Origin of the sequence: Paracoccus sp. J56 (assembly GCF_019633685.1) — a bacterium.
Classification (GTDB): Bacteria; Pseudomonadota; Alphaproteobacteria; order Rhodobacterales; family Rhodobacteraceae; genus Paracoccus; species Paracoccus kondratievae.
In genome coordinates, this window is the sequence record NZ_JAFL01000013.1 from 62565 (window position 1) to 85853 (window position 23289).

At 64.0% G+C, this 23289-nt stretch carries 24 protein-coding genes; 15 read left to right on the forward strand and 9 right to left on the reverse strand.

Annotated elements, in window-relative coordinates:
• Positions 1–3: 3 nt before the first annotated feature.
• Complete coding sequence (locus tag M511_RS11335) at positions 4–630, reverse strand: DNA-3-methyladenine glycosylase family protein (RefSeq protein WP_085502239.1); 627 nt, start codon at positions 628–630, stop codon at positions 4–6.
• A complete protein-coding gene (locus M511_RS11340; RefSeq protein ID WP_010395242.1) occupies positions 630–1265 on the reverse strand; it encodes a GntR family transcriptional regulator in 636 nt (211 codons plus the stop codon). Before M511_RS11340 ends, M511_RS11335 begins: the two co-directional genes overlap by 1 nt.
• A gap of 65 nt (positions 1266–1330) precedes the next feature.
• Between M511_RS11340 and M511_RS11345 the strand changes: the two genes are divergently transcribed.
• The 6 genes from M511_RS11345 (at position 1331) to purF (ending at position 7164) form a co-directional block, all read left to right on the forward strand.
• Positions 1331–2017 carry a pyrimidine 5'-nucleotidase gene (locus tag M511_RS11345; RefSeq protein ID WP_010395245.1) on the forward strand — a complete coding sequence of 229 codons (687 nt, stop codon included), beginning with the start codon at positions 1331–1333 and terminating at the stop codon, positions 2015–2017.
• A 42-nt stretch (positions 2018–2059) separates the two neighbouring features.
• The gene (locus M511_RS11350) at positions 2060–2257 is read left to right on the forward strand and encodes a hypothetical protein (RefSeq protein ID WP_010395247.1); all 198 of its coding nucleotides are present in this window, start codon (positions 2060–2062) and stop codon (positions 2255–2257) included.
• 18 nt (positions 2258–2275) lie between these two features.
• Complete coding sequence (locus M511_RS11355; protein ID WP_085502240.1) at positions 2276–3466, forward strand: UbiH/UbiF family hydroxylase; 1191 nt, start codon at positions 2276–2278, stop codon at positions 3464–3466.
• A gap of 45 nt (positions 3467–3511) precedes the next feature.
• Entirely contained in the window at positions 3512–4876 is a 1365-nt protein-coding gene (gene radA, locus M511_RS11360; RefSeq protein WP_085502241.1) for a DNA repair protein RadA, read from the forward strand.
• Positions 4877–4928: 52 nt separating this feature from the next.
• Positions 4929–5534 (forward strand): CvpA family protein, encoded by a 606-nt coding sequence (locus tag M511_RS11365; RefSeq protein ID WP_010395254.1) that lies wholly within the window; start codon positions 4929–4931, stop codon positions 5532–5534.
• Positions 5535–5667: 133 nt separating this feature from the next.
• Complete coding sequence (gene purF / locus M511_RS11370) at positions 5668–7164, forward strand: amidophosphoribosyltransferase (protein WP_138918315.1); 1497 nt, start codon at positions 5668–5670, stop codon at positions 7162–7164.
• A gap of 59 nt (positions 7165–7223) precedes the next feature.
• Here the strand turns inward: purF and M511_RS11375 are convergent, their stop codons facing one another.
• The 3 genes from M511_RS11375 to gmk are packed head-to-tail and all read right to left on the reverse strand — an operon-like array spanning position 7224 to position 9432.
• Positions 7224–8276 carry an ATP-binding protein gene (locus M511_RS11375; protein ID WP_085502263.1) on the reverse strand — a complete coding sequence of 351 codons (1053 nt, stop codon included), beginning with the start codon at positions 8274–8276 and terminating at the stop codon, positions 7224–7226.
• Positions 8276–8803, reverse strand: coding sequence for a gamma carbonic anhydrase family protein (locus M511_RS11380; protein ID WP_085502242.1), 528 nt, complete (start codon positions 8801–8803; stop codon positions 8276–8278). The genes M511_RS11375 and M511_RS11380 overlap by 1 nt, the downstream gene beginning before the upstream one ends.
• Positions 8800–9432: a guanylate kinase gene (gmk, locus tag M511_RS11385; RefSeq protein ID WP_029371855.1), complete on the reverse strand. Its 633-nt coding sequence runs from the start codon at positions 9430–9432 to the stop codon at positions 8800–8802. The genes M511_RS11380 and gmk overlap by 4 nt, the downstream gene beginning before the upstream one ends.
• Positions 9433–9625: 193 nt before the next feature.
• Here gmk and M511_RS11390 point away from each other — a divergent pair, with 193 nt between their 5' ends.
• The gene (locus tag M511_RS11390) at positions 9626–10369 is read left to right on the forward strand and encodes a PAS domain-containing protein (protein WP_085502243.1); all 744 of its coding nucleotides are present in this window, start codon (positions 9626–9628) and stop codon (positions 10367–10369) included.
• Positions 10370–10438: 69 nt separating this feature from the next.
• On the opposite strand, the gene M511_RS11395 is transcribed toward M511_RS11390, so the two are convergent.
• Positions 10439–11848 carry a class II 3-deoxy-7-phosphoheptulonate synthase gene (locus M511_RS11395; RefSeq protein ID WP_085502244.1) on the reverse strand — a complete coding sequence of 470 codons (1410 nt, stop codon included), beginning with the start codon at positions 11846–11848 and terminating at the stop codon, positions 10439–10441.
• 116 nt (positions 11849–11964) lie between these two features.
• Between M511_RS11395 and M511_RS11400 the strand changes: the two genes are divergently transcribed.
• From M511_RS11400 to M511_RS11425, 6 genes are all read left to right on the forward strand, one after another.
• Positions 11965–12978 carry a GlxA family transcriptional regulator gene (locus M511_RS11400; RefSeq protein WP_085502245.1) on the forward strand — a complete coding sequence of 338 codons (1014 nt, stop codon included), beginning with the start codon at positions 11965–11967 and terminating at the stop codon, positions 12976–12978.
• 122 nt (positions 12979–13100) lie between these two features.
• Positions 13101–14285 (forward strand): ABC transporter substrate-binding protein, encoded by a 1185-nt coding sequence (locus M511_RS11405; RefSeq protein ID WP_010395274.1) that lies wholly within the window; start codon positions 13101–13103, stop codon positions 14283–14285.
• A 106-nt stretch (positions 14286–14391) separates the two neighbouring features.
• Complete coding sequence (locus M511_RS11410) at positions 14392–15270, forward strand: ABC transporter ATP-binding protein (RefSeq protein WP_085502264.1); 879 nt, start codon at positions 14392–14394, stop codon at positions 15268–15270.
• Positions 15270–15980 (forward strand): ABC transporter ATP-binding protein, encoded by a 711-nt coding sequence (locus tag M511_RS11415; protein ID WP_085502246.1) that lies wholly within the window; start codon positions 15270–15272, stop codon positions 15978–15980. Before M511_RS11410 ends, M511_RS11415 begins: the two co-directional genes overlap by 1 nt.
• A 2-nt stretch (positions 15981–15982) precedes the next feature.
• Positions 15983–16984 carry a branched-chain amino acid ABC transporter permease gene (locus M511_RS11420; RefSeq protein WP_010395281.1) on the forward strand — a complete coding sequence of 334 codons (1002 nt, stop codon included), beginning with the start codon at positions 15983–15985 and terminating at the stop codon, positions 16982–16984.
• 13 nt (positions 16985–16997) lie between these two features.
• On the forward strand, positions 16998–18338 hold the full coding sequence (locus tag M511_RS11425; protein ID WP_085502247.1) for a branched-chain amino acid ABC transporter permease: 1341 nt from the start codon (positions 16998–17000) through the stop codon (positions 18336–18338).
• 53 nt (positions 18339–18391) lie between these two features.
• Here M511_RS11425 and purN read toward each other — a convergent pair whose 3' ends face one another.
• The 3 genes from purN to bhcR form a co-directional block, all read right to left on the reverse strand.
• Positions 18392–18988: a phosphoribosylglycinamide formyltransferase gene (gene purN / locus M511_RS11430; RefSeq protein WP_085502248.1), complete on the reverse strand. Its 597-nt coding sequence runs from the start codon at positions 18986–18988 to the stop codon at positions 18392–18394.
• Positions 18985–20031, reverse strand: coding sequence for a phosphoribosylformylglycinamidine cyclo-ligase (gene purM, locus M511_RS11435; protein ID WP_085502249.1), 1047 nt, complete (start codon positions 20029–20031; stop codon positions 18985–18987). Before purM ends, purN begins: the two co-directional genes overlap by 4 nt.
• A gap of 83 nt (positions 20032–20114) precedes the next feature.
• Positions 20115–20945, reverse strand: a complete 831-nt coding sequence (bhcR, locus tag M511_RS11440; protein ID WP_010395292.1) for an HTH-type transcriptional regulator BhcR — start codon at positions 20943–20945, stop codon at positions 20115–20117.
• Between the two features lie 182 nt (positions 20946–21127).
• On the opposite strand from bhcR, the gene bhcA reads away from it, so the two are divergent.
• Positions 21128–22318, forward strand: coding sequence for an L-aspartate--glyoxylate aminotransferase BhcA (bhcA, locus tag M511_RS11445; RefSeq protein WP_010395294.1), 1191 nt, complete (start codon positions 21128–21130; stop codon positions 22316–22318).
• Position 22319: 1 nt separating this feature from the next.
• Complete coding sequence (bhcB, locus tag M511_RS11450) at positions 22320–23279, forward strand: beta-hydroxyaspartate dehydratase BhcB (RefSeq protein WP_217809606.1); 960 nt, start codon at positions 22320–22322, stop codon at positions 23277–23279.
• Positions 23280–23289 lie beyond the last annotated feature (10 nt).

The following is a 23289-nucleotide window of genomic DNA, read 5'->3' on the forward strand; positions in this document are numbered from 1 at the left end:
CCCTCAGCGGACGCCCTCGCGCCCTTTTGCGACCCGGTAATAGGCCCACAGCGCCCGGGCCGCAACCGCACGCCAGGGCCGCCACGGCTCGGCCAGTTCGGTCAGTATTGCCGGGCCGGGCCGCTCGGGCTGGGCATAGAGCAGCCGCGCCGCTTCGGCGAGCGCCAGATCGCCCGCAGCAAAGGCATCGGCGCGGCCAAGCGCGAATTTCAGATAGATGTCGGCGGTCCAGCGCCCGATACCGGGCAAGGCGGTCAGCCGGGCGATCACCTCATCATCAGGCAGGTCGCGCAGCGCAGCCCAATCGACCCCAGCCGCGACGATACCGCGCAGATAGCGGGCCTTGGGACGGGACAGGCCGACGGCGCGCAAAGCGTCCTCATCAGCAGCGGCGATCCCAACCTCATCAGCCAGCCCCGCCTCGGTCATGCGCGCGGCAATCGCATTCGCCGCATGGGTCGAGATCTGCTGGGCGACCACCGCGTCACGAATGGCGGCAAACCCCTCGGACCAGCGTCGCAAAGGCAGAGGCATCAGCGCCGGCAGTTCGCGTTTCCAGACCGGGCAGACCTGCATCAGATGCGCCGCACCTTCTTCCAGATCGGCGGAGGCGCGGATCTCGCGGGTCATCAGCCCTCGCCTTCCTCAAGGTGGCGGGCCTCTTCCTTAAGGCGGGTCTCAAAGGCCATCGAGATATGATGGCGCAGCGCCTCTTCGGCGCGGGCGCTGTCATGGGCGGCAATGGCATCGACGATGGCCTGATGCTCATCAAGCGTGACCACGTCGCGCCCCTGCGCGGCAAGGCTCGTACGCGCCATCAGCGCCATGCTGCGATGCACAAGGCCCAGCTGCTGAACCAGATAGCGGTTATGCGAGGCCAGATGAATCTGATGATGAAACCGGCGGTTCGCCCGCACCAGAGCCTGCGGGTCGCCAAGGATGGCGCGGTCCTCTTCGACCATACCGGCCAGCACGCGGACCTCTTCGGGTGTGGCGTGACGGGCCGCCAGCCGCGCCGCCAGCGCCTCAAGTTCGGCGCGCACGGTATAAAGCTCGGCCAGCTGATTGTGGTCCAGAGTGGCGACAATCAGGCTGCGTCCGTCGCGTTTGAGCATCGATTGCGTCTCAAGCCGCTGCAACGCCTCGCGGACCGGGGTGCGCGAAACGCCGAAACGCTCGGCCAGTTCGGATTCGACCAGGCGGTCGCCGGGGCGGTAAATGCCATTATCAATGGCAGAGAGGATCAGGGAATAGGCGTCTTTCATGTCAGGCACGATCCGCGCTCGGAACGGCGATTGCAAGCGCCATGCCGCAGGTTTAGGCAGGGAATATGAATTTTGGACATGTAACAACCTGGATCTTTGATCTCGACAACACGCTTTATGCGCCCGAGATCCGCCTTTTCGATCAGATCGAACGGCGCATGACCGCCTATGTCATGCGCGAATTGCGCGTGACCGAGGCCGAGGCCAGCCGTCTGCGCGCCCATTACTGGCGCGAACACGGCACCACTTTGGCCGGGCTGATGGCCGAACATGGCATCGACCCGCTGCCTTATCTGCGCGAGGTCCATGACATCGACTTTTCAGAGCTGCAGCCCGACCCCGAACTGGCCGGGCTGATCACCGCCCTGCCCGGCCGCAAGATCGTCCACACCAACGGCGACAGCACCTATGCTCTGCGGGTACTGGAACGGCGCGGCCTGACAGTTTTCGATGCCATCCATGGAGTTGAGGAAGTGGGCTTTCACCCTAAGCCCGATCCGCGCGCTTATGCCGCAGTTCAGGGCACCGAGGGCTTCGACCCCACCGGTGCCGCCATGTTCGAGGATGATCCAAGGAACCTTTCCGTGCCACATCACCTTGGAATGACAACGATTCTTGTGGGTGAGGGGCGCCACGGCCCCGATGCTCTGGCCCCGGATCACGATCATGGCCCGCACGTCCATTACCATACGCAGGATCTGACCGCTTTCCTGCGCGGACTTGCCGGAACTGCCGCCTTGGGCCAGAACTGAAGCCTTCGCCGACAGGAAAAACCGCAAGCCAAGGAACGCGCCATGTCCGAATCCGTACACCCCGCCAACGCCAAGGCAGATATGCGCACCGCCGCAGCCCTTTTCGTTTTTGCGCTGCTGGTGGTGGTTCTCTCGGTCGTTGCTCTCGTCATCTGGGGGCTGCCCGCGCTGAGTCTGATCGCGCTGGCGGCGACTATCCTGGTATTTGGCATGCTTGTCGCCTACGCGGCAGGCTTTTAGCAGCGCAGGGCGGTGCAGATGGCAATCGACGACACGGATATCCTCGTCTCGGGCGGCGGCATTGCCGGGCTGATCACCGCAGCCGCTTTTGGCAGCGCGGGGCGCAGCGTGATCTGCGTCGATCCCGCCCCGCCCGTGACCGAAGAAAGTGCGCAGGGGTCGGACCTGCGCAGCACCGCCTTTCTGCAACCCTCGATCCCGGTTTTGCAGGCGGCTGGCTTGTGGGAACGGCTCGCCCCCCATGCAACGCCTCTGCAGATCATGCGCATCATCGACGCCGGCGGAAAACTGTCGCAGGCGCGGCTGACGCGGGAATTCGACGCCTCCGAAATCTCGGACCAGCCCTTTGGCTGGAACTTGCCCAACTGGCTATTGAAACGCGAAATCTCGGCCCGGCTTACCGGCCTGCAAAACCTCCGCTTCCTGCCCGGCACCGGCACGGCGGGACTGGTCGTCCGCGACAGCGAGGCGCTGGTCACGCTGACCGATGGCAGCCGTATCCGCGCCCGGCTGGTGATCGGGGCCGATGGCCGCAACTCGCCCGTGCGGCAGGCGCTTGGCATCGGCGTTCGCACCTTTCGCTATGGGCAAAAGGCGCTGGCCTTTGCGGTCACCCATGAGCGCCCGCATGGGAATGTCTCGACCGAGATCCATCGCTGGGGCGGTCCCTTTACACTGGTCCCGCTGCCCGACCGCGGGGGCAAGCCATCCTCGGCCGTGGTCTGGCTTGAGCGCGGCGCCGAGATCGGCCGCCTGCGCGCCCTGCCCCGCGAGGAATTCGAGGCCGAGCTGAACCGCCGCTCGGCCGGGGTACTGGGCCATCTGACCCAGGCGACCCGCCTGACCGAATGGCCGATCATCAGCCAGATTGCCGACCGGTTCACCGGCCCACGCACCGCCCTGATCGCCGAGGCCGCCCATGTCGTCCCGCCGATCGGTGCGCAGGGGCTGAACATGAGCCTGGCCGATCTGGCCTCGCTGCTGGACCTCTCGGCGGATGATCCGGGCAGCGCCAGATCGCTTGCCGCTTATGAGCGTCACCGCCGCCCCGAGGCGATGGCCCGGCTGATCGGCATCGACGCGCTGAACCGGGCAAGCATGATCTCAGCCCGGCCATTGCGCGATCTGCGCGCCGCGACGCTGGGCGGGCTTTATGCCGTGTCGCCGGTACGTCGCATCCTGATGCGCGCCGGGCTGGGCGCCGCCTGACATGCCCGGCTGGCGCGCCCGCGCACAATCTGCCAGATAGGCTGCATGGCCAAACCGATCACTGCCTTTACCTGCACCGCCTGCGGCGCCAGCCATCGCAAATGGGCCGGCCGCTGCGATGCCTGCGGGGCATGGAACACTATCATTGAGGAAGCACCCTTGTCGCAGGGTCCCGGCCGGGGCCTTGGGACGCTGAAGGGCAAGCAGATCCCCCTGTCGGGCCTCGCGACGCAAGAGGCCCCGCCCCCGCGCGCCATCTCGGGCATAGCCGAGCTTGACCGGGTGCTGGGTGGCGGGCTGGTTCCCGGTTCGGCCCTGCTGGTCGGAGGCGACCCGGGTATCGGCAAATCCACCCTGCTTTTGCAGGCCGCCGCCGCCTTTGCCCGTTCGGGACAGCAGGCAATCTATATCTCGGGCGAGGAGGCCAGTGCTCAGGTCCGGTTGCGCGCACAGCGGCTTGGCCTTGGCGATGCGCCGGTGCGGCTGGGGGCCGAAACAGCCCTTCGCGACATTCTGACGACGCTCGACACCGAGCGGCCAGATGTCGCCATCATCGATTCGATCCAGACACTGTGGTCCGACCGGATCGAGGCGGCGCCCGGCTCGGTCGCGCAGGTACGCGCCAGCGCGCATGAGCTGGTGACATTTGCCAAGCGGCGCGGCACCTCGGTCATCCTTGTCGGCCATGTCACCAAAGAGGGCCAGATCGCCGGCCCCCGCGTGGTCGAGCATATGGTCGATACGGTGCTTTATTTCGAGGGTGAGCGCGGCCACCAGTTCCGCATCCTGCGCGCCCACAAGAATCGTTTCGGCCCTGCTGACGAAATCGGCGTTTTCGAGATGACCGGCGGCGGGTTGGCCGAGGTTGCAAACCCTTCGGCGCTGTTTTTGTCGGAACGTGGTGAACCTAGTGCCGGTTCGGCGGTCTTTGCCGGGATCGAAGGCACGCGTCCCGTACTGACCGAGGTTCAGGCTCTTGTCGCCCCTTCGACATTGGCAAGTCCCCGCCGAACGGTGGTCGGGCTGGACAGCGGACGGGTCTCGACCATCCTTGCCGTGCTGGAGGCCCGTTGCGCCATTCCCTTTGCCGGGCTTGACGTTTTTCTTAATGTTGCCGGGGGGATGCGCGTGAACGAGCCCGCCGCCGATCTTGCGATTGCCGCCGCCCTTCTAAGCGCGCGCGAGGATGTTGCCCTGCCTGCCGAGGCCGTACTTTTCGGTGAAATCAGCCTCTCGGGGGCGCTGCGGCCGGTCGCTCAGGCGGAAAACAGGTTGAAAGAGGCACAGAAACTTGGTTTTTCACGTGCGATCCTGCCCGCGGCCACCAAGGTCGAGGGCGTTGCCGGGATGCGGATCGACCGCATTGCGGATCTGACAGGTTTCGTGGGCGAGACATTCGGCGCCGGTTAAAGGCGGCGGATCTGGCCTTCAAACGCGGGAAAGACCGCGAAAGGGCGTGAAAATGGACGGATTCACCATCATCGACGGCGTTGTCGCGGCCGTGATCATCCTCTCGGCGATCCTGGCCTACGCGCGGGGTTTCGTGCGCGAATCGCTGGCGATCCTGGGATGGATCGGCGCGGCGGCGCTGGCCTTTATCTTTGCGCCGACGGTGCGGCCGATGGTGGCGCAGGTGCCGGGGCTGAACAAGTTCCTGGCCGACAGTTGCGAACTGGCCACCATTGCGGGTTTCGCGGTGGTCTTTGCACTGGCGCTGGTGCTGTTCTCGATCATCACGCCGCTATTTTCATCGGTCGTGCAGCGCTCGGCGCTTGGCGGCGTCGATCAGGGGATGGGCTTCCTCTTTGGTGTGGCACGGGGCATCCTGCTCGTCGCGATCGCCTTCATCGTCTATGATCGCGTGATGACCAGCCAGCCTGTCGCCATCGTGGACAACTCGCGCTCGGCGCAGGTATTTGAGCGGATGCGCGGCAAGATGGACCAGCAGATCCCGCAGGACGCCCCGGGCTGGGTCGTCAGCCGTTATGAACAGCTGGTGCGCAGCTGCGGGGCCACCGGCCAGCCGGTCGATACCTCCGCTCCGGCTCCGGCCAGCACGGCAAACTAGGCTCATATGGCTATTTTGTGACATAAAATGCGCCCTGCTGTGACCGCAGGGCGTGACTTCGGCGGTCTGAAAGCCTAGATTGGCGTCAAGCGTCCCCTAATCCTTCCCGGAATAGCCCCAAGAGTCGGTGATGATGCAGCCATTCCTTGCCCATCCTTTTGATTCCGATCGTCTGCACGAGGAGTGCGGCGTCTTCGGTGTCATCGGAGTCGCGGATGCCGCGAATTTCGTTGCCCTGGGGCTGCACGCCCTGCAACACCGGGGTCAGGAGGCGGGCGGCATTGTCGCCCATGATGCCGAACAGGGCTTTAACAGCGCGCATCGCTTTGGCTATGTCCGCGACAACTTTACCAAGCAAAGCCTGATGGAGACCCTGCCGGGTGCCCTTGCCATCGGCCATGTGCGTTATTCGACCGCCGGCACCAAGGCCGCGACAGCAATCCGCGACGTGCAGCCCTTCTTTGGCGAATTTGCCATGGGCGGCTGTGCGGTCGCCCATAACGGCAACATCACCAACGCACTGGCGCTGCGCCGCGAACTGATCGAGCGTGGCTCGATCTTTCAGTCCAGCTCTGATTCGGAATGCATCATCCACCTGATGGCACGCTCGATCCAGCGCAACATCCCCGAGCGGATGAAAGATGCCCTGCGCCGCGTCGAAGGTGCCTTCTCGGTCATCGCGATGACCCGTACCAAGCTGATCGGTGTGCGCGACCCGCTGGGCGTGCGGCCGCTGGTGCTTGGCCGGATCGGCGACGATGGCTTTGTACTGGCCTCGGAAACCTGTGCCCTTGATATCATCGGCGCGGAATTCCTGCGCGAGATCGAACCGGGCGAGATGGTCGTCATCTCGAAGGGCGAAATTGAAAGCTCACGCCCGTTTGGCCCCTCGACCGGCCGGTTCTGTATCTTTGAACATGTCTACTTCTCGCGCCCCGATTCGATTATCGGCGGTCGCTCGGTCTATGAGACCCGGCGTCAGATCGGGGTCGAACTTGCCCGCGAAGCACCGGTCGAGGCTGATCTGGTCTGCCCCGTTCCCGACAGCGGCACCCCCGCAGCCATCGGCTATGCCCATGAAAGCGGCATCCCCTTTGGCATGGGAATCATCCGCAACCAGTACATGGGCCGGACCTTCATCGAGCCGACCGAGCAGATCCGCAACATGGGCGTGCGGCTGAAGCTCAACGTCAACCGGGCGCTGGTCAAGGGCAAGCGCGTGGTGCTGGTCGATGATTCGGTGGTACGTGGCACGACCAGCCGCAAGATCAAGGACATGATCCTGGACGCCGGCGCGGCCGAGGTGCATTTCCGTATTGCCTCTCCGCCGACTGCCTGGCCCTGTTTCTACGGCGTCGATACGCCCGACAGGGGCAAGCTGCTGGCCGCACAGATGTCCGAAGAAGAAATGCGCGAATGGATCGGCGTTGATTCGCTGGCCTTTGTCACGCTGGACGGGCTTTACCGCGCAGTGGGCGAGGCCAGGGGCCGTAACAATGCCTGCCCGCAATATTGCGACGCCTGCTTCTCGGGTGACTATCCGGTCGCGCCCTTCGACCAGCTTGAGCGCGGCTTCCGCATGAAATCCGACGCAGCACCCAATCCGATCACCGGCCACGCGGCCGAATGACAGGTGCTGGTGCCACAGAATCATTAAAAAGGCGGGTACCTGGCCCGCCTTTTTTCGTTTCAGATCCGGCCGATGGTTTCGGGCAGAATGACGGTAAAGCGACTGCCCTGCCCCCGCTCGCTTTCGATGCGCAAACGACCGCGATGGCGATTGATGATATGCTTGACGATCGCCAGCCCCAATCCGGTACCGCCCTTTTCGCGCGAACGATGGGTGTCGACGCGGTAGAAACGCTCGGTCAGGCGCGGCAGGTGCTGAGGCTCGATCCCTTCCCCCCGATCCACCACCGAAACTGACCAGGCCGGGCCGCGCAGCACCGGCTCATGCGTCAGATGCTCAAGCGTTACAGTGACGACCCCACCCGAGCTGCCGTATTTCACCGCATTCTCGATCAGATTGTGAAAGACCTGCACCAGCTGATCAGCATCGCCGGGAACCGAGACCTTGCTATCTGCCCCCAGCAGCTCAAGCCGTACCGAGGCCGAGGCGGCAGCGGGGTTCAGCGTGGTCACAACGCTGCGCAAAAGCCCGGCCAGATCCAGGGCCTGCGCGGGGCGACGGCGTTCATCCTGCTCGACCCGGCTAAGTGACAGCAGGTCGGCGACCAGACGGTTCATCCGCCCCGCCTCGCGCTCCATAATGTCCAGAAAGCGGTCGCGGGCGGCGGGATCGTTGCGGGCCGGACCTCGCAGCGTCTCGATAAAGCCCATCAGCGCGGTCAGCGGGGTGCGCAATTCATGGCTGACATTGGCGACGAAATCGCGACGCATCTGCTCGGTTTCCTCGTCGCGGGATCGGTCCTCGATCACCACCGCCGCGCCAGATAGCCCCGGCGCCGCAAGCGCGGTGACTGTCACCTCGCAGAACACCCGCCGGTCGGCAGAGCCCAGCGTGACATTCAGCCGCGCCCGATCCTGCCCGGCAAGAACCGCGTCCAGCGCCGCGTTGACCTCGGGGTGGCGCAGGGCGGTAACAAAGGGCCGGTCGCCCGGCACTGCACCAAGCAAAGCTTCAGCAGCCTCATTGGCACCGATGACGCGCGCCCGCTGGTCTACGACCAGCATCGGCACCGGCACGGCGCGCAGCAATGCGTGCAGCCGCGCCTCGATCATCATCCCTGCCCGGCCTGAGCCAGCCCCTGACGAAAGCGGACGGCATTGCGATTATAACCCTCGGCCGATTTCAGCAGCCTCGCGCGCGCAGCCTCGTCCAGCTCGCGTATAACCTTGCCCGGCGTCCCCATGACCAACGATCCGGGCGGGATCACCTTATTCTCGGCAATCAACGCCCCGGCCCCGATCAGCGATCCGGCCCCGATCCGGGCCCCGTTCAGGATGATCGCGCCCATGCCGATCAGCACCCCATCCTCAATGGTACAGCCGTGCAGAATGGCGCGGTGGCCGATGGTGCAATCAGCACCAATGGTCAGCGGATAACCGATATCGGTATGGCAGACCGTCAGATCCTGCACGTTCGAGTTCCTGCCGACGCGGATTTCTTCGTTATCACCGCGCAGCACGGCCCCGAACCAGACGCTTGAACCCGGCTCAAGGACCACCTTGCCCATCAGCTGCGCATCAGGCGCGACCCATGCATCATCCGCGATTTGCGGCGCTATGCCGTCCAGCTGCCAGATCATGCGCTCTCTTCCTCCATGAGCTTGCGGACAAAGGGGCCAAGACCCACCTGCCGGGCGCGACGCATCCGCTCGGCGGTCAGGATGGTTTTCAGCGCCTCGGTGCTGCGTTCAACATCGTCGTTGATGATGACATAATCGTATTCGGCCCAATGGCTGATCTCATCCCGGCTTTTGCGCATCCGGGCGGCGATCACCTCCATCGAGTCCTGCTGGCGGCCGATCAGCCGCCGCTCCAGCTCGGCCAGGCTCGGTGGCAGGACAAAGATCGAGATGACATGATTGCCCAGAGCCGAGGCGCGGATCTGCTGTCCGCCCTGCCAATCGACGTCAAACAACGTGTCGCGGCCGGCAAGCATCGCCTCTTCGACCGGTTGGCGCGGGGTGCCGTAGAAATTGCCGAACACCTCGGCATGTTCAAGCATCTGTCCCCCCGCAACCATTGCGCTGAACTCTTCGGGCGTGCGGAAATAGTAATGTTCACCCTCGACCTCGCCGGGGCGGGGTTTGCGGGTGGTGGCCGAAACCGAAAAGCGCAAAGCCGGATCCCATTCCATCAGCCGCCGCGCCAGCGTCGATTTGCCCGCCCCGGAAGGCGAGGACAGGATCACCAGAAGTCCGCTGCGCCCGATCTCCATGCCCTTATATCCCCTGCCGTTCCAGCGCCGTCTGAATGACCCCCGCCGCCCGCAGGGTCAAGCCCCGCGGCAGGGCATCCGGGCCGATTTTAACCATTGGTCAAGAATTTGCTCGGCAGCGCGGCGACAAGGGTTTAGGCTGCGAAAAAACCGTTTGTGTTACGAGTAGGCAGGCAAGACCAACCCGATGTCGGATGACCCCGGAAAAGAGAATGACCGCACATATGAGGCAGGTCCCTCGCAGAATCGCGGCAAGCTCTTGCGTCTGGCCGATTATGAACTGCCGATCCGGCCCGGCAGTATCCTTGGCGAAATCCGCAGCTATTGGGAAGGATTGCGCCAGGGGCGCGCCATCCCCGACCGCGCCGATATTGATCCGCATGGCATCCGCCGGGTGCTGGATTACACCTTTATCCTTGAGCGCATCGCCCCGGGCGCAGCGCGCTTTCGACTGGCGGGGCGACATCTTATCGACCTGATGGGGATGGAGGTGCGGGGCATGCCGCTATGCGCCCTTTTCAACACCACCTCACGCGGGCGACTGTCGGACGTGTTGGAAAGCGTCTTTCGCGGGCCGCAGATCACCGAAATCACCCTGCAATCCCCGGCCAGCTACGGCAGGCCGGCACTGGAGGGGCGGATGACGCTTTTGCCGCTGCGCTCGGACCTTGGGGACGTGACCCGGGCGCTTGGCTGTCTGGCCGCCGAGGGTCAGATCGGGGCCAATCCGCGCCGCTTTGATCTGCTGGCAGATCGGCAATTCCCGGTTATCCCGGGCGCCAGAGTGCTTGAGCCTTCGCCCTCTTACATAAGCTTTTCCGAACCTCCTGCGCCATGGACCGGTCCCTCGGCCCCGCAGTGCGAGCCGACGACGCCCGAGGCGCGGCGTGCCCGTTTCCGCCTGATCCGAAATCCCCGTACGCCTGCCTGACCCGCCCAAATGAAAAGGGCGGCAAGGCCAAAGCCCCGCCGCCCCCGTTCAGAGGGAAATCTTTGCAGATCAGCCCGCCGCGCGGGCACGGCCTGCGCCGCTGACGCGGCGGTTGCGCAGCTCTTCGGCAACCAGAAATGCCAGCTCAAGCGACTGACTGGCGTTCAGGCGCGGGTCGCAGGCGGTGTGATAGCGATCCGACAGATCCTCGTCGGTCACGGCACGCACGCCGCCAGTGCATTCGGTCACATCCTTGCCGGTCATCTCGAAATGGACGCCCCCGGGGATGGTGTCCTCGGCGCGGTGAACGGCAAAGAACTCGCGCACTTCGCGCAGCACCGAATCAAACGGCCGGGTCTTGTAGCCCGAGGCAGATTTGATGGTGTTCCCATGCATCGGGTCACAGGACCAGACGACATTCGCACCCTCTTCCTGAACCGCCTTGATCAGGCGCGGCAGGTGGTCGCCGACAGTGCCGGCCCCAAAGCGGGCGATCAGGGTCAGTCGGCCCGGCTCATTCTCGGGGTTCAGCTTGGCGATCAGGGTTTTCAGATCGCTGTCGCTGATCGAGGGGCCGCATTTCAGCCCGATCGGGTTCTGCACACCGCGGCAGAACTCGACATGGGCTCCGTCGATCTGACGGGTGCGGTCGCCAATCCAGATCATATGGCCCGACCCCGCGACCGGCAGGCCCGTCGTCGAATCAATACGCGCCAAGGCCTCTTCGTATTCCAGCAACAGGGCTTCGTGGCTGGTATAGAAATCGACCTTGCCCAAGTCATGGGCGGTTTCCGAGGTCACACCCGCCGCCGCCATAAAGGCCATGGCGTCACTGATGCGGTCGGCGATGTCGCGATAACGCGCCGCCTCTTCTCCACCGGTGAAATCGCTGATCCAGCTCTGGACGCGATGCATGTCGGCATAGCCGCCGGTCGAAAAGGCGCGCAGCAGGTTCAGCGACGCCGCCGCCTGCGTATAGGCCGCAAGCATACGCTGCGGATCAGGCACCCGGGCCCGGGCCGAGAACTCAAAGCCGTTGATGATATCGCCGCGATAGCTCGGCAGTTCCTGGTCACCGATCTTTTCAGTCGCGGCCGAGCGCGGCTTGGCGAACTGGCCTGCCATGCGGCCGACCTTGACCACCGGCAGCTGCGCCCCCCAGGTCAAAACGACAGCCATCTGCAACATGACCTTGAATGTGTCGCGGATATTGTCGGCCGAGAATTCGGCAAAGCTTTCGGCGCAATCGCCCCCCTGCAACAGGAAGGCGCGGCCCGCCGCGACCTGCGCGAGCGAGGCTTTCAGCCGCCGCACCTCGCCCGCAAAAACCAGCGGGGGGTATTTGGCAAGCTGCGTCTCAACAGCCTCAAGCGCGGCCTGATCGGGGTAATCGGGCATCTGAGTACGGGGATAGGCGCGCCAGCCGCGCTTGTCCCATGCCGGTGCCGGGGTCGCGGGACTGGAATTCGTCGGAGCCATGATCCTATCCTTCTGCAAGCGGTGCCTGCCATATAGAGACTGCAAGACCAAAGGAAAAGCCTTGCACGCATCGAGTTAGCCTGCTGATCTGCATCTGTTAGTTACGCGCGTCCGACATGCCAGATATCGTCCCAGCTGTTACCCCTGCCCCGGCAGCGATTCCGCCCCCCTCCCAGCCGCGTCCGCAGCGCTATCTGTTCCTGCTGCTGGACCGGTTCACCATGATTTCCTTTGCCGCCGCAATCGAGCCCCTGCGCCTTGCCAACCGTCTGGCAGGGCGCGAGCTTTATGACTGGCGCCTGATCGGAGAGGACGGCACGGCCGCCACCTGCTCAAACGGTGCGCGGCTGATGCTCGACAGTGGCCTGACCGAGACAGCGCGTGGCGACACGGTGCTGGTCTGCGGCGGGCTGGACGTGCCGCGCGCAGCCAGCCGGCAGGTACTGGCGTGGCTGCGGCGCGAGGCGCGGCGCGGCACCCGCATCGGTGCCTTGTGCACCGGCGCATGGGTGCTGGCCGAGGCTGGCTTGCTCGACGGTCGCCGCTGCACGATTCATTGGGAAAATCAGGACGGGTTTGCCGAGAAGTTCCCCGATGTCACCCTGATCCGCACCGTCTTTGTCGAGGATGGCAACCGCCTGACCGCCGCAGGGGGCACCGCCGCCATCGACATGATACTGCGCCAGATCGCCCGCGACCACGGCCCTGAACTGGCCGGACGGGTGGCCGATCAGATGATCCACACCGCCATCCGCTCGGAAGAGGACCAGCAGCGCCTGTCGATTCCGCCCCGGCTTGGCGCGCGCCACCCAAGGCTTGCGCAGGTCGTCGCGCGGATGGAGGCCAATATCGAGGACCCGATCAGCCCTGCCCGACTGGCGACCGAGGCGGGCCTGTCCCCCCGCCAGCTTGAGCGGCTGTTTGCCCGCTACCTTGGCCGGTCGCCCAAACGCCATTACATGGAGCTGCGGCTTGAACGCGCCCGGAACCTGCTTTTGCAGACCGAAATGAGCGTCATGGAAATCGCGCTGGCCTGCGGCTTTGCCTCGGCGGCGCATTTCTCGAAATGCTACCGCGCAACCTACGGCTGCACGCCCTATCGCGAACGCGGCGCTGCCTCTGGCAGATAGCCGGTTTCCGCCACGGCAAGCCGCCGAATTGCCACATTCTCCGGCCTCCAACATGCTTTTCTTTTTTTTGCCGCCCCTATAACCTGTCTGACAGGACAACGATCCACTCAGGGAGACAACGAATGAAAAAGCTTCTTCTGGCCAGCGCCGCCGGTGCTCTGCTTGCCAGCGCTGCCGGTGCCGAAGAGATCAAGATGGGCATTTCGCTGGGCCTGACCGGGCCGCTGGAATCGATCTCGCCCGCAATGCAAAAAGGCGCGGAACTGGCGATGAAGGAGGTTTCGGACAGTGGCAAGTTGCTGGACGGCTCGACCATCGTGCCGGTTGTAGCCGATAACACCTGCGCCGATGCTGCCGCCTCGGTGGCCGCTGTCGAACGGCTGGTAACTGCCGAAGGCGTCAAGGGCATCATGGGCGGCATGTGCTCGGGTGAAACCATCGCCTCGCTGGAACGCGTGGGCGTGCCGAACGGTGTGGTGATGATCTCGCCCTCTGCAACCTCGCCTGCGCTGTCGACCATCGACGACAAGGGCTTCTTCTTCCGCACCTCGCCTTCGGACGCGCGTCAGGGCGAAGTCATGGCCGATATCGTGCTTGAGCGCGGCATCAAAAGCGTCGCGGTCACCTATACCAACAACGACTACGGCAAGGGCCTGGCCGACAGCTTTGCCGAGGCCTACAAGGCCAAAGGCGGCACTGTGACCGTGGTTTCAGCCCATGACGACGGCAAAGCCGACTATTCGGCCGAGGTCGCCGCACTTGCCGCCGCCGGCGGTGATGCGCTGGTCGTCGCCGGTTATGCCGACCAGGGCGGCTCGGGCGTGATCCAGGGTTCGCTTGACACCGGAGCCTTTGAGACCTTCGTGCTGCCCGACGGCATGGTGAACAATGTGCTCGCCGAGAAATTCGGCACTCAGCTTGAAACCTCGTTCGGCCAGAACCCCTCGGCTGAAGGTGAGGGGCATGAGAAGTTCGAGGCTCTGGCCAAGGAAGCAGGTTTCGACGGCACCTCGGCCTATGCCGGCGAATCCTATGACGCCTCTGCGCTGATGCTTCTGGCCATGCAGGCCGCCAAATCCTCGGACCCCAAGGTCTATAAGGACAAGGTGATGGAGGTTGCCAACGCGCCGGGTGAAAAGATCCTGCCAGGCGAACTGGCCAAGGCGCTTGAACTTTTGGCCGCGGGTCAGGACATCGACTATGTCGGTGCAACTTCGGTCGAGCTGATCGAGCCGGGCGAAAGCGCGGGTGTCTACCGCGAAGTCGATTTCAAAGGCGGCAAGCTGAACGTGGTCGGCTATCGCTGATATCATGAGATCGCGAAAAGGGTCCGAGAAACCGGACCCTTTTCTGAATTAAAAACAATCCCATAAGGGAAGATCTTCATGCCAACGCATGAAGCTGGGGGGTCTGATGATCCAGGTCCACGACCTGCAAAAGCATTTCGGGGGCTTTCGCGCCGTAGATGGCGCCAGCCTAACCATCGAGACCGGCTCCATCACCGGGCTGATTGGCCCGAACGGCGCCGGAAAGTCTACATTATTCAACGTGATTGCCGGAGTTTTTAAACCAACCTCTGGCCGGGTGATGATGGCCGGTGAGGATATTACCAGCCTGCCCCCGCATGAGCTGTTCCGCAAGGGGCTGCTGCGCACATTCCAGCTGGCGCATGAGTTCTCATCCATGACCGTGCGCGAAAACCTGATGATGGTGCCTGCCGGACAGAGTGGCGAGACGCTGATCAACACCTGGTTTCGCCGTCGCCGCATCCGCGAGGAAGAGCGTGCGCTTCGCAAGAAAGCCGACGAAGTTCTTGAGTTCCTGACCATTTCCCATCTGGCCGAGGAAAAGGCGGGCAACCTCTCGGGCGGACAGAAAAAGCTGCTTGAGCTGGGCCGCACCATGATGGTCGATGCCAAGATCGTCTTTCTGGACGAGGTCGGCGCAGGGGTGAACCGCACGCTTTTGGGCACCATTGGCGATGCCATCGTGCGGCTGAACAAGGAACGCGGCTACACCTTCTGTGTAATCGAACATGACATGGATTTCATTGGCAGGCTTTGCGACCCGGTCATCGTCATGGCGGCGGGCAAGGTGCTGGCCGAAGGCTCGGCCGACAGCATCATGAAGAATGAAGCGGTGATTGAGGCCTATCTGGGTACCGGCCTTAAAAACAAGGTCGCAGCAGAAGTGGCCGAAGAGGCGGCCTTTGCGGAATCGCACGGCGCCCAGCCCGGCCTTGGCTCTGAGGCCGGGCATGGCGGCGACGGCAAGCCGGAAGGAGGGTTGTGATGGCAGAGCCCTATCTTTCCGCCACCGACATGCGCGGCGGCTATGGCAAGGCCGATATCCTGAACGGCTGCACCCTGACGGTCGAGCGCGGTCAGATCGCGGTCATCGTCGGCCCCAACGGGGCAGGTAAATCGACCGCGATGAAGGCGGTGTTTGGCATGCTGAACCTGCGCGAAGGCAGCGTTCGGCTGGCGGGTGAGGATATCACCCAACTGACCCCGCAAGAGCGGGTGCGCAAAGGCATGGGTTTCGTGCCCCAGACCCACAACATCTTTCCGACCATGACGGTCGAAGAAAACCTTGAAATGGGTGCCTTTATCCGCGACGACGATTTTCGCGACACGATGGAGCAGGTCTATACCCTGTTCCCCGCCGTCGCTGAAAAACGCAAGCAGAACGCGGGTGAGCTGTCCGGAGGGCAGCGCCAACAGGTCGCCGTTGGCCGGGCGTTGATGACCCGGCCCAGCCTGCTGATGCTGGACGAACCGACCGCGGGCGTCTCTCCCATCGTCATGGATGAGCTTTTCGACCGTATCATCGAGGTCGCACGCACCGGCATCTCGATCCTGATGGTCGAACAGAACGCCCGTCAGGCACTGGAAATCGCCGATATTGGCTATGTCCTCGTGCAAGGCGCCAACCGCTACACCGACACCGGGCAGGCGTTGCTGGCCGATCCCGAGGTCCGCCGTACCTTCCTTGGGGGCTGAAGATGGATATTCTGAACGCCCTGGTGGCCATCCTGAATTTTGTGGTCATCCCCGCCGCCGCCTATGGCGCACAGCTTGCGCTTGGCGCGCTGGGGGTGACGCTGATCTATGGCATCCTGCGCTTTTCCAACTTCGCCCATGGCGACACCATGGCCTTTGGCACGGCGCTGGTCATTCTGGTGACATGGGGGCTGCAGGCGCTTGGCATCAGCCTTGGCCCACTGCCGACCGCCCTGCTTGCCCTGCCCATTGGCATCGCGCTGACCTCGGTGCTGGTGCTTGGGGTTGATCGCGCAGTCTATCGCTTTTATCGCCGCAAACGCTCGGCGCCGATCATTCTGGTCATGGCCTCGGTCGGGGTCATGTTCATCATGAACGGGCTGACCCGGCTGGTTATCGGCGTGGACGAGATCCGCTTTGATGACGGCGCGCGCTTTCTGATCAGCGTGCAGCAGTTCCGCGCCTGGACGGGCCTGTCAGAGGGGCTGTCCCTGCGCGTGAGTCAGGCGTTGACGCTGGTTGTCACTGCGCTGGCCTGCTGGGCTCTGTTCAGGTTCCTGAACCGCTCGCGGGCCGGCAAGGCGATGCGCGCCTATTCCGACAACGAAGATCTGGCCCTGCTGTCAGGCATCGACCCCGAACGGGTGGTCCGGCTGACCTGGCTTATCGCCGCCGCGCTGGCGGTAACGGCGGGCACGCTGTACGGGCTCGACAAGTCCTTCAAGGTCTTCAACTACTTCCAGATCCTGCTGCCGATCTTTGCCGCCTCTATCGTCGGCGGGCTCGGCAATCCGCTGGGGGCGGTGGCGGGCGGCTTTATCGTCGCCTTTTCCGAGGTGGCCGTCACCTATCCCTGGCGCAAGATCGCGGCCTATCTGGGCTTTGAAACAGACGGCCTGCTGCAACTGCTGTCCACCGAATACAAATTCGCGGTCAGCTTTGTCATCCTGATCGTCGTCCTGCTGTTCCGGCCAACCGGCCTGTTCCGCGGCAAATCCGTCTGAGGGAGGGGCATCCATGTCGAATACACGTCAAGCCGATGCGGTCAGCCCCTGGCGCGCACCGTTCCTGTTTCTGATCCTTGTCGCGCTGTTCGTGGCCGAGGGCACCATGCGCAACGCCCTGTTTTCGGGCAGCTGGAACACGGCGCTGGCCATCCTGAACATGGGGCTGATCTCAGCCATCATGGCGCTGGGTGTGAATATGCAATGGGGCTATGCGGGCCTGTTCAACGCGGGTGTCGTCGGTTTTCTGGCACTTGGCGGCCTTGCCCCGGTCCTGATCTCGACCGAGCCGGTGCAGGGCGCATGGGCGGCAGGCGGCGCGCGGGTTCTTGTCGCGCTGGTCGTCGGGCTGGGCACGCTGGTCCTTGCCGCGCAGGTCTGGAGCCGTTTTTCCGGCCCCCTCCGTGTGCCCGCACTGATCGCGGTGCTTATCATCGGCTTTGTTGTCTATCGCGGGCTCTTTGATCCGGCTGTCATGGCGATCGAGGCCAATGACTCGGCCCGCACGGGCAATATCGGCGGGTTGGGCTGGCCTGTGCTGCTGTCCTGGCCGGTAGGCGCACTTTTCGCCGCCGCTGCCGCCTGGGGCGTGGGCAAGGTGGCGCTGGGGCTGCGCTCGGACTATCTGGCCATCGCGACGCTGGGGATTGGGGAAATCATCGTCGCGGTAATGCGCAACGAAGAATGGCTGTCGCGCGGGGTCAAGAACGTCTCGGGCATCCCGCGTCCCGTCCCGTATGAGCTGGATTTGCAGAACAGTCCGGATTTCGTCGCCCGCGCTGCCGATTGGGGGCTTAGCCCGACAGTCGCCTCGGGGATCTGGGTCAAGCTGCTATATGCGGGCCTGTTCGGGCTGGTGCTTCTGGGTCTGATCCTGCTTGCCGAACTGGCGCTTAAATCGCCGTGGGGCCGGATGATGCGCGCGATCCGTGATAATGAGACCGCAGCCGAGGCGATGGGCAAGGATGTCACCCGCCGTCATCTGCAGATCTTTATCATCGGCAGCGCGGTGATCGGCCTTGCAGGCGCGATGATGGTGACGCTGGACGGGCTGTTGTCGCCAACCAGCTTTAACCCGCTGCGCTATACCTTCCTGATCTGGGTGATGGTGATCGTCGGCGGCTCGGGCAATAACTGGGGTGCGGCGCTGGGAGCTATCCTGATCTGGTTCCTGTGGATCAAGGCCGAGGTCTGGGGTCCCGAATTCATGCGCCTGGTCACCGCGCCCATGCCCGAAGGCGTGCTGCGCGATCACCTTCTTGGCAGCGCGCCGCATATGCGTTTTATCGCGCTGGGGCTGGTGCTGCTGGTGGTGCTGCGATTTGCCCCGCGCGGGCTTGTGCCCGAGAAATAATGGCCGCTGCCCCCGCACCCATCAGGGCGCCGGGGGCGCTACCGCCCTACCCCTCAGGCAGCGGTCAGGGTAATCGGCGACAGTTCGCCCCGCGCAAAGCGGCGCAGCACCTTGGGATAAAGCCGGTGCTCCTGCACCAGTACCCGGGCGGCCAGAGACTCGGCCGTGTCCTGGGGTAACACCGGCACGCGAACCTGACCCAGAATTGGCCCAGCATCGAGTTCAGGCGTCACCAGATGAACGGTCGCACCGGCCTCGGCATCGCCCGCCTCGATGGCGCGTTGATGGGTGTGCAGCCCCGGATATTTCGGCAAAAGCGAAGGGTGGATGTTCAGCATCCGCCCCTCAAACTGCTGGACGAACTCAGAGGTCAGAATACGCATGAATCCGGCAAGGCACAGAATGTCAGGCTGGGCAGCAAGCAAGGGTCCAAGCAGCCCTGCCTCAAAAGCGGCGCGATCGCCCCTGAAATCGCGGTGATCCACGGCAAAGGTCGGCACGCCAAGGGCGCTCGCACGTGCCAGCCCCGCAGCCTGCGGGTCATTCGAGCCGACGATGACCGGACGCGCCGGATGGTCGCCGGTCATCGATTCGACCAGCTTGACCATGTTCGAGCCCCCGCCCGAGATCAGGATCGCGACGCGTTTCACCGCAGGCGGCCGCTATAGCGCACCCCTGCGCCGGGGCGAACGTGGCCAAGGCGGACGACAGTCTCACCCTCGGCCTGCAACAGCGCCTCAAGCTCGGCTGCACGGTCGGCGGCCACGCTCAGGATCATGCCGATGCCACAGTTGAAAGTCTTGAGCATCTCGGGCTCGGCAATCGAGCCAGCCTCGGCCAGCCAGTCAAAGACCGGCGGCAGGCTGAAGCTGTCAAGGTCGATCTCGGCGCCCAGCCCTTCGGGCAGAACGCGCGGCAGGTTCTCGGTGATGCCGCCACCGGTGATATGGGCTGCGGCATGAACACCGCCGGCACGGATCGCGGCCAGCACCGGGCGGACATAAAGCCGCGTCGGCACCAAAAGCGCCTGACCCAGCGTCCCGCCGCCAAAGGGCGAGGCCGAATTCCAGTCAAGCCCGGCATGTTCGGCCACCTTGCGCACCAGCGAAAAGCCGTTCGAGTGCACTCCGTCCGAGGCAAGACCCAACAGCACATCACCATCGGCAACGCCCGAAGGCAGCGCGGTCCCGCGCTCCATTGCGCCGACGGCAAAACCGGCAAGGTCGAAATCGCCGCGCGCATACATGCCCGGCATCTCGGCCGTCTCGCCACCGATCAGCGCAGTGCCCGACAGGCGGCAACCCTCGGCAATGCCGTTGATGACGCGGGCGGCCTCGGCAACCGACAGTTTCCCGGTCGCAAAGTAGTCCAGAAAGAACAGCGGCTCGGCACCCTGGCACACCAGATCGTTCACGCACATGGCGACAAGGTCGATCCCCAACCCGTCCAGCTCGCCGGTGTCGATACCGATGCGCAGCTTGGTTCCAACGCCATCGGTTGCAGCCACCAGAACCGGGTCCTGATAGCCAGCGGCGCGCGGATCAAAAAGCGCGCCGAAACCGCCCAACCCCTCCATCACGCCGGGGCGACGGGTGGCAGCGGCGGCGGGCTTGATCCGCTCGACCAGCGCATTGCCAGCATCAATATCCACTCCGGCCTCGGCATAGGACAGGCCGCTTTTGCGCTCGGTCATCTTGGGTCCCCTTTGCTTTGCCGCCCCGATAGCGCAGCCGGGGCGCGCAGGCAATGACCGGCTGCGATTCCGCTGCAAAAGGCTCAGCCGCCGTCAGCCGCAGGGGGCGCGCCAAAGGACAGCTCGCGCGCGGCAGCGATCACCGCCTCGGACATGGCGGCCAACCGCTCGTCCGACATGCGCAAGGTCGGCCCCGAAACCGAGATCCCCGCCGCCGCCTCGCCCGCAAGGTCAAAGATCGGCGCGGCGATACAGCGCATGCCGGGCGTGCGCTCTTCGTTATCAAGCGCATAGCCGCGGGCACGGATGCGGGCCAGATCCTCAAGCAGCGCCTGCGGGTCGGTCAGCGTCATCCCGGTAAAACGCTCAAGCCGCATTTCGCGCAGCATCCGCTTCAGATCCATCATACTGGCATGGGCAAGCAGCGCCTTGCCGATGCCCGAGGCATGCAGGGCCGAGCGGGTACCAGGGGGAAAAAAGGCGCGGATCGTCTCATGCGTCTCGGCCTGACTTAGGAACAGAACCGCATCGCCGTTCAGGATGCCAAGGTTCGCCGTCTCGCCCGTCACCTCCATCAGCCGGCGCAGCAGCGGCCGCGCCCGCTCAACAAGGCCCGAACGGCGCATAAAGGCCGAGCCGTGGCGAAAGGCCGTCGGCCCGACGTGCCACGCCTGTGTCTGGCTGTCACTTTCCGCCACACCGCGCGCCGCCAGAGTCACCAGAACCCGGTGCACGGTGGATGGTGCCATTTCCAGCCTTTGCGCAATTTCGGTCAGCGTCAGCCCGTTCGAGGCGGCGATCAGATCAAGGATATCCAGCGCCCGATCCAGCGCGCGGATGCCGCCCGAATCTTCGGCGCCAAAGCCGCCGGCGCGACCCCTTGGACGACCGCGTTTTCGCACCTGAACCGACATTCAACGAATCCTTTCGACAGCTTGTCAAATTTATTTAAAATCAATTCCCAGCTTTGGAAAAGGCCAACTGTTTGATTCTGCGCCAGTTTAAACCATTTTTCCGCGATTGCGAAATATTTTTCAGAAAAATTGCTTTAATGGACAGCGGGCCGTAGCCTGTTCCACAAGCAGGAGGAATTGCCATGACCAGTCAGAACCCGATCTTTATTCCCGGCCCGACCAACATCCCCGAGGAGATGCGCAAGGCCGTGGACATGCCGACCATCGACCACCGCTCGCCGGTGTTCGGCCGGATGCTGCACCCGGCACTGGAGGGCGTGAAGAAAGTCCTTAAGTCCACGCAGGCCGAAGTGTTCCTGTTCCCCTCGACCGGCACCGGCGGCTGGGAAACGGCGATCACCAACACGCTGTCGCCCGGCGACAAGGTGCTGGCTGCGCGTAACGGCATGTTCAGCCATCGCTGGATCGACATGTGCCAGCGCCACGGGCTGGACGTCACCTTTGTCGAAACGCCCTGGGGTGAAGGCATCCCCGCCGACCGTTTCGAAGAGATCCTGACCGCCGACAAAGGGCATGAGATCCGCGTGGTTCTGGCCACCCATAACGAGACCGCGACCGGCGTGAAATCCGACATCGCCGCTGTCCGCCGCGCGCTCGACAATGCGAAACACCCTGCGCTGCTATTCGTCGATGGCGTCAGCTCGATCGGCTCGATGGATTTCCGCATGGACGAATGGGGTGTCGATATCGCCGTCACCGGCAGCCAAAAGGGCTTTATGCTGCCCCCGGGTCTGGCCATCGTCGGCTTTTCACCCAAGGCCATGGCTGCGGTCGAGACCGCGCGCCTGCCCCGCACCTTCTTTGACATCCGCGACATGGCTCAGGGCTATGCGCGCAACGGCTACCCCTATACGCCGCCGGTCGGCCTGATCAACGGGCTGAACGCCAGCTGCGAACGGCTGCTGTCCGAAGGGCTTGAGAACGTCTTTGCCCGTCACCACCGCATCGCTGGTGGCGTGCGCGCCGCCGTCGAGGCCTGGGGCCTGAAGCTTTGCGCCGTCCGGCCCGAGCTTTATTCGGACAGCGTCAGCGCCATCCGCGTGCCCGAGGGTTTTGATGCCAACCTGATCGTCAGCCATGCACTGGAGACCTATGACATGGCCTTCGGCACCGGCCTTGGCCAGGTTGCGGGCAAGGTGTTCCGCATCGGCCACCTTGGCAGCCTGACCGACGCCATGGCCCTGTCCGGCATCGCCGTGGCAGAAATGGTGATGGCTGATCTGGGCCTGCCGATCAAGCTGGGCTCGGGCGTTGCCGCCGCACAGGAACATTACCGCCAGACCACTGCCACCGCTTTGAAGAAGGCCGCCTGAGATGAAGGATGTGATGTATATCCCGACGCTTGGCGACATGCTGGCCGCGCGTGAACGCATCGCCCCGCATGTCCACCGCACGCCGGTGCTGACCTCGCGCATGCTGAACGAACTGACCGGGGCCGAGCTGTTCTTCAAATGCGAGAACCTGCAAAAGGCCGGTGCCTTCAAGGCGCGCGGGGCCTCGAACGCAGTCTTTGGACTGTCGGATGAGCAGGCGAAAAAGGGCGTTGCGACCCATTCCAGCGGCAACCACGGCACCTGCCTCAGCTATGCTGCCGGTCGTCGTGGCATCCCCTGCACCGTGGTCATGCCGCGCACCGCGCCGCAGGCCAAAAAGGACGCTGTGCGCGGCTATGGCGGGCGCGTGGTGGAATGCGAACCCTCGACCAGCTCGCGCGAGGCGGTCTTTGCCGAGGTCGTGGCCGAAACCGGCGCCGAATTCGTCCATCCTTATAACGACTGGCGCGTGATCGCCGGTCAGGCCACCTGCTCGGCCGAACTGATCGAGCAGGTCGAGGGGCTGGATGCCGTGGTCGCCCCAATCGGTGGCGGCGGCATGGTCTCGGGCACCTGCCTGACGCTGTCGAACCTTACGCCGCAGGTGAAAATCTACGCCGCCGAGCCAGAACAGGCCGATGACGCCGCCCGCAGCTTCCGCGCCGGCCATATCATCGCCGATGACGCGCCCAACACCGTCGCCGACGGTCTGAAAGTGCCGCTGAAGGAACTGACCTGGCATTTCGTCCGCAACCACGTCACCGACATCCTGACGGCCTCGGAGCAAGAGATCGTCGACGCGATGAAGCTGATCTGGAAGCGCCTGAAGATCGTGATGGAACCCTCCAGCGCCGTGCCGCTGGCGACCATCCTGAAAAACCCCGAAGCATTCGCCGGCAAGCGCGTCGGCGTCATCGTCACCGGCGGCAATGTCGATCTCGACAAGCTGCCCTGGAACTGAGGAGAGCCCC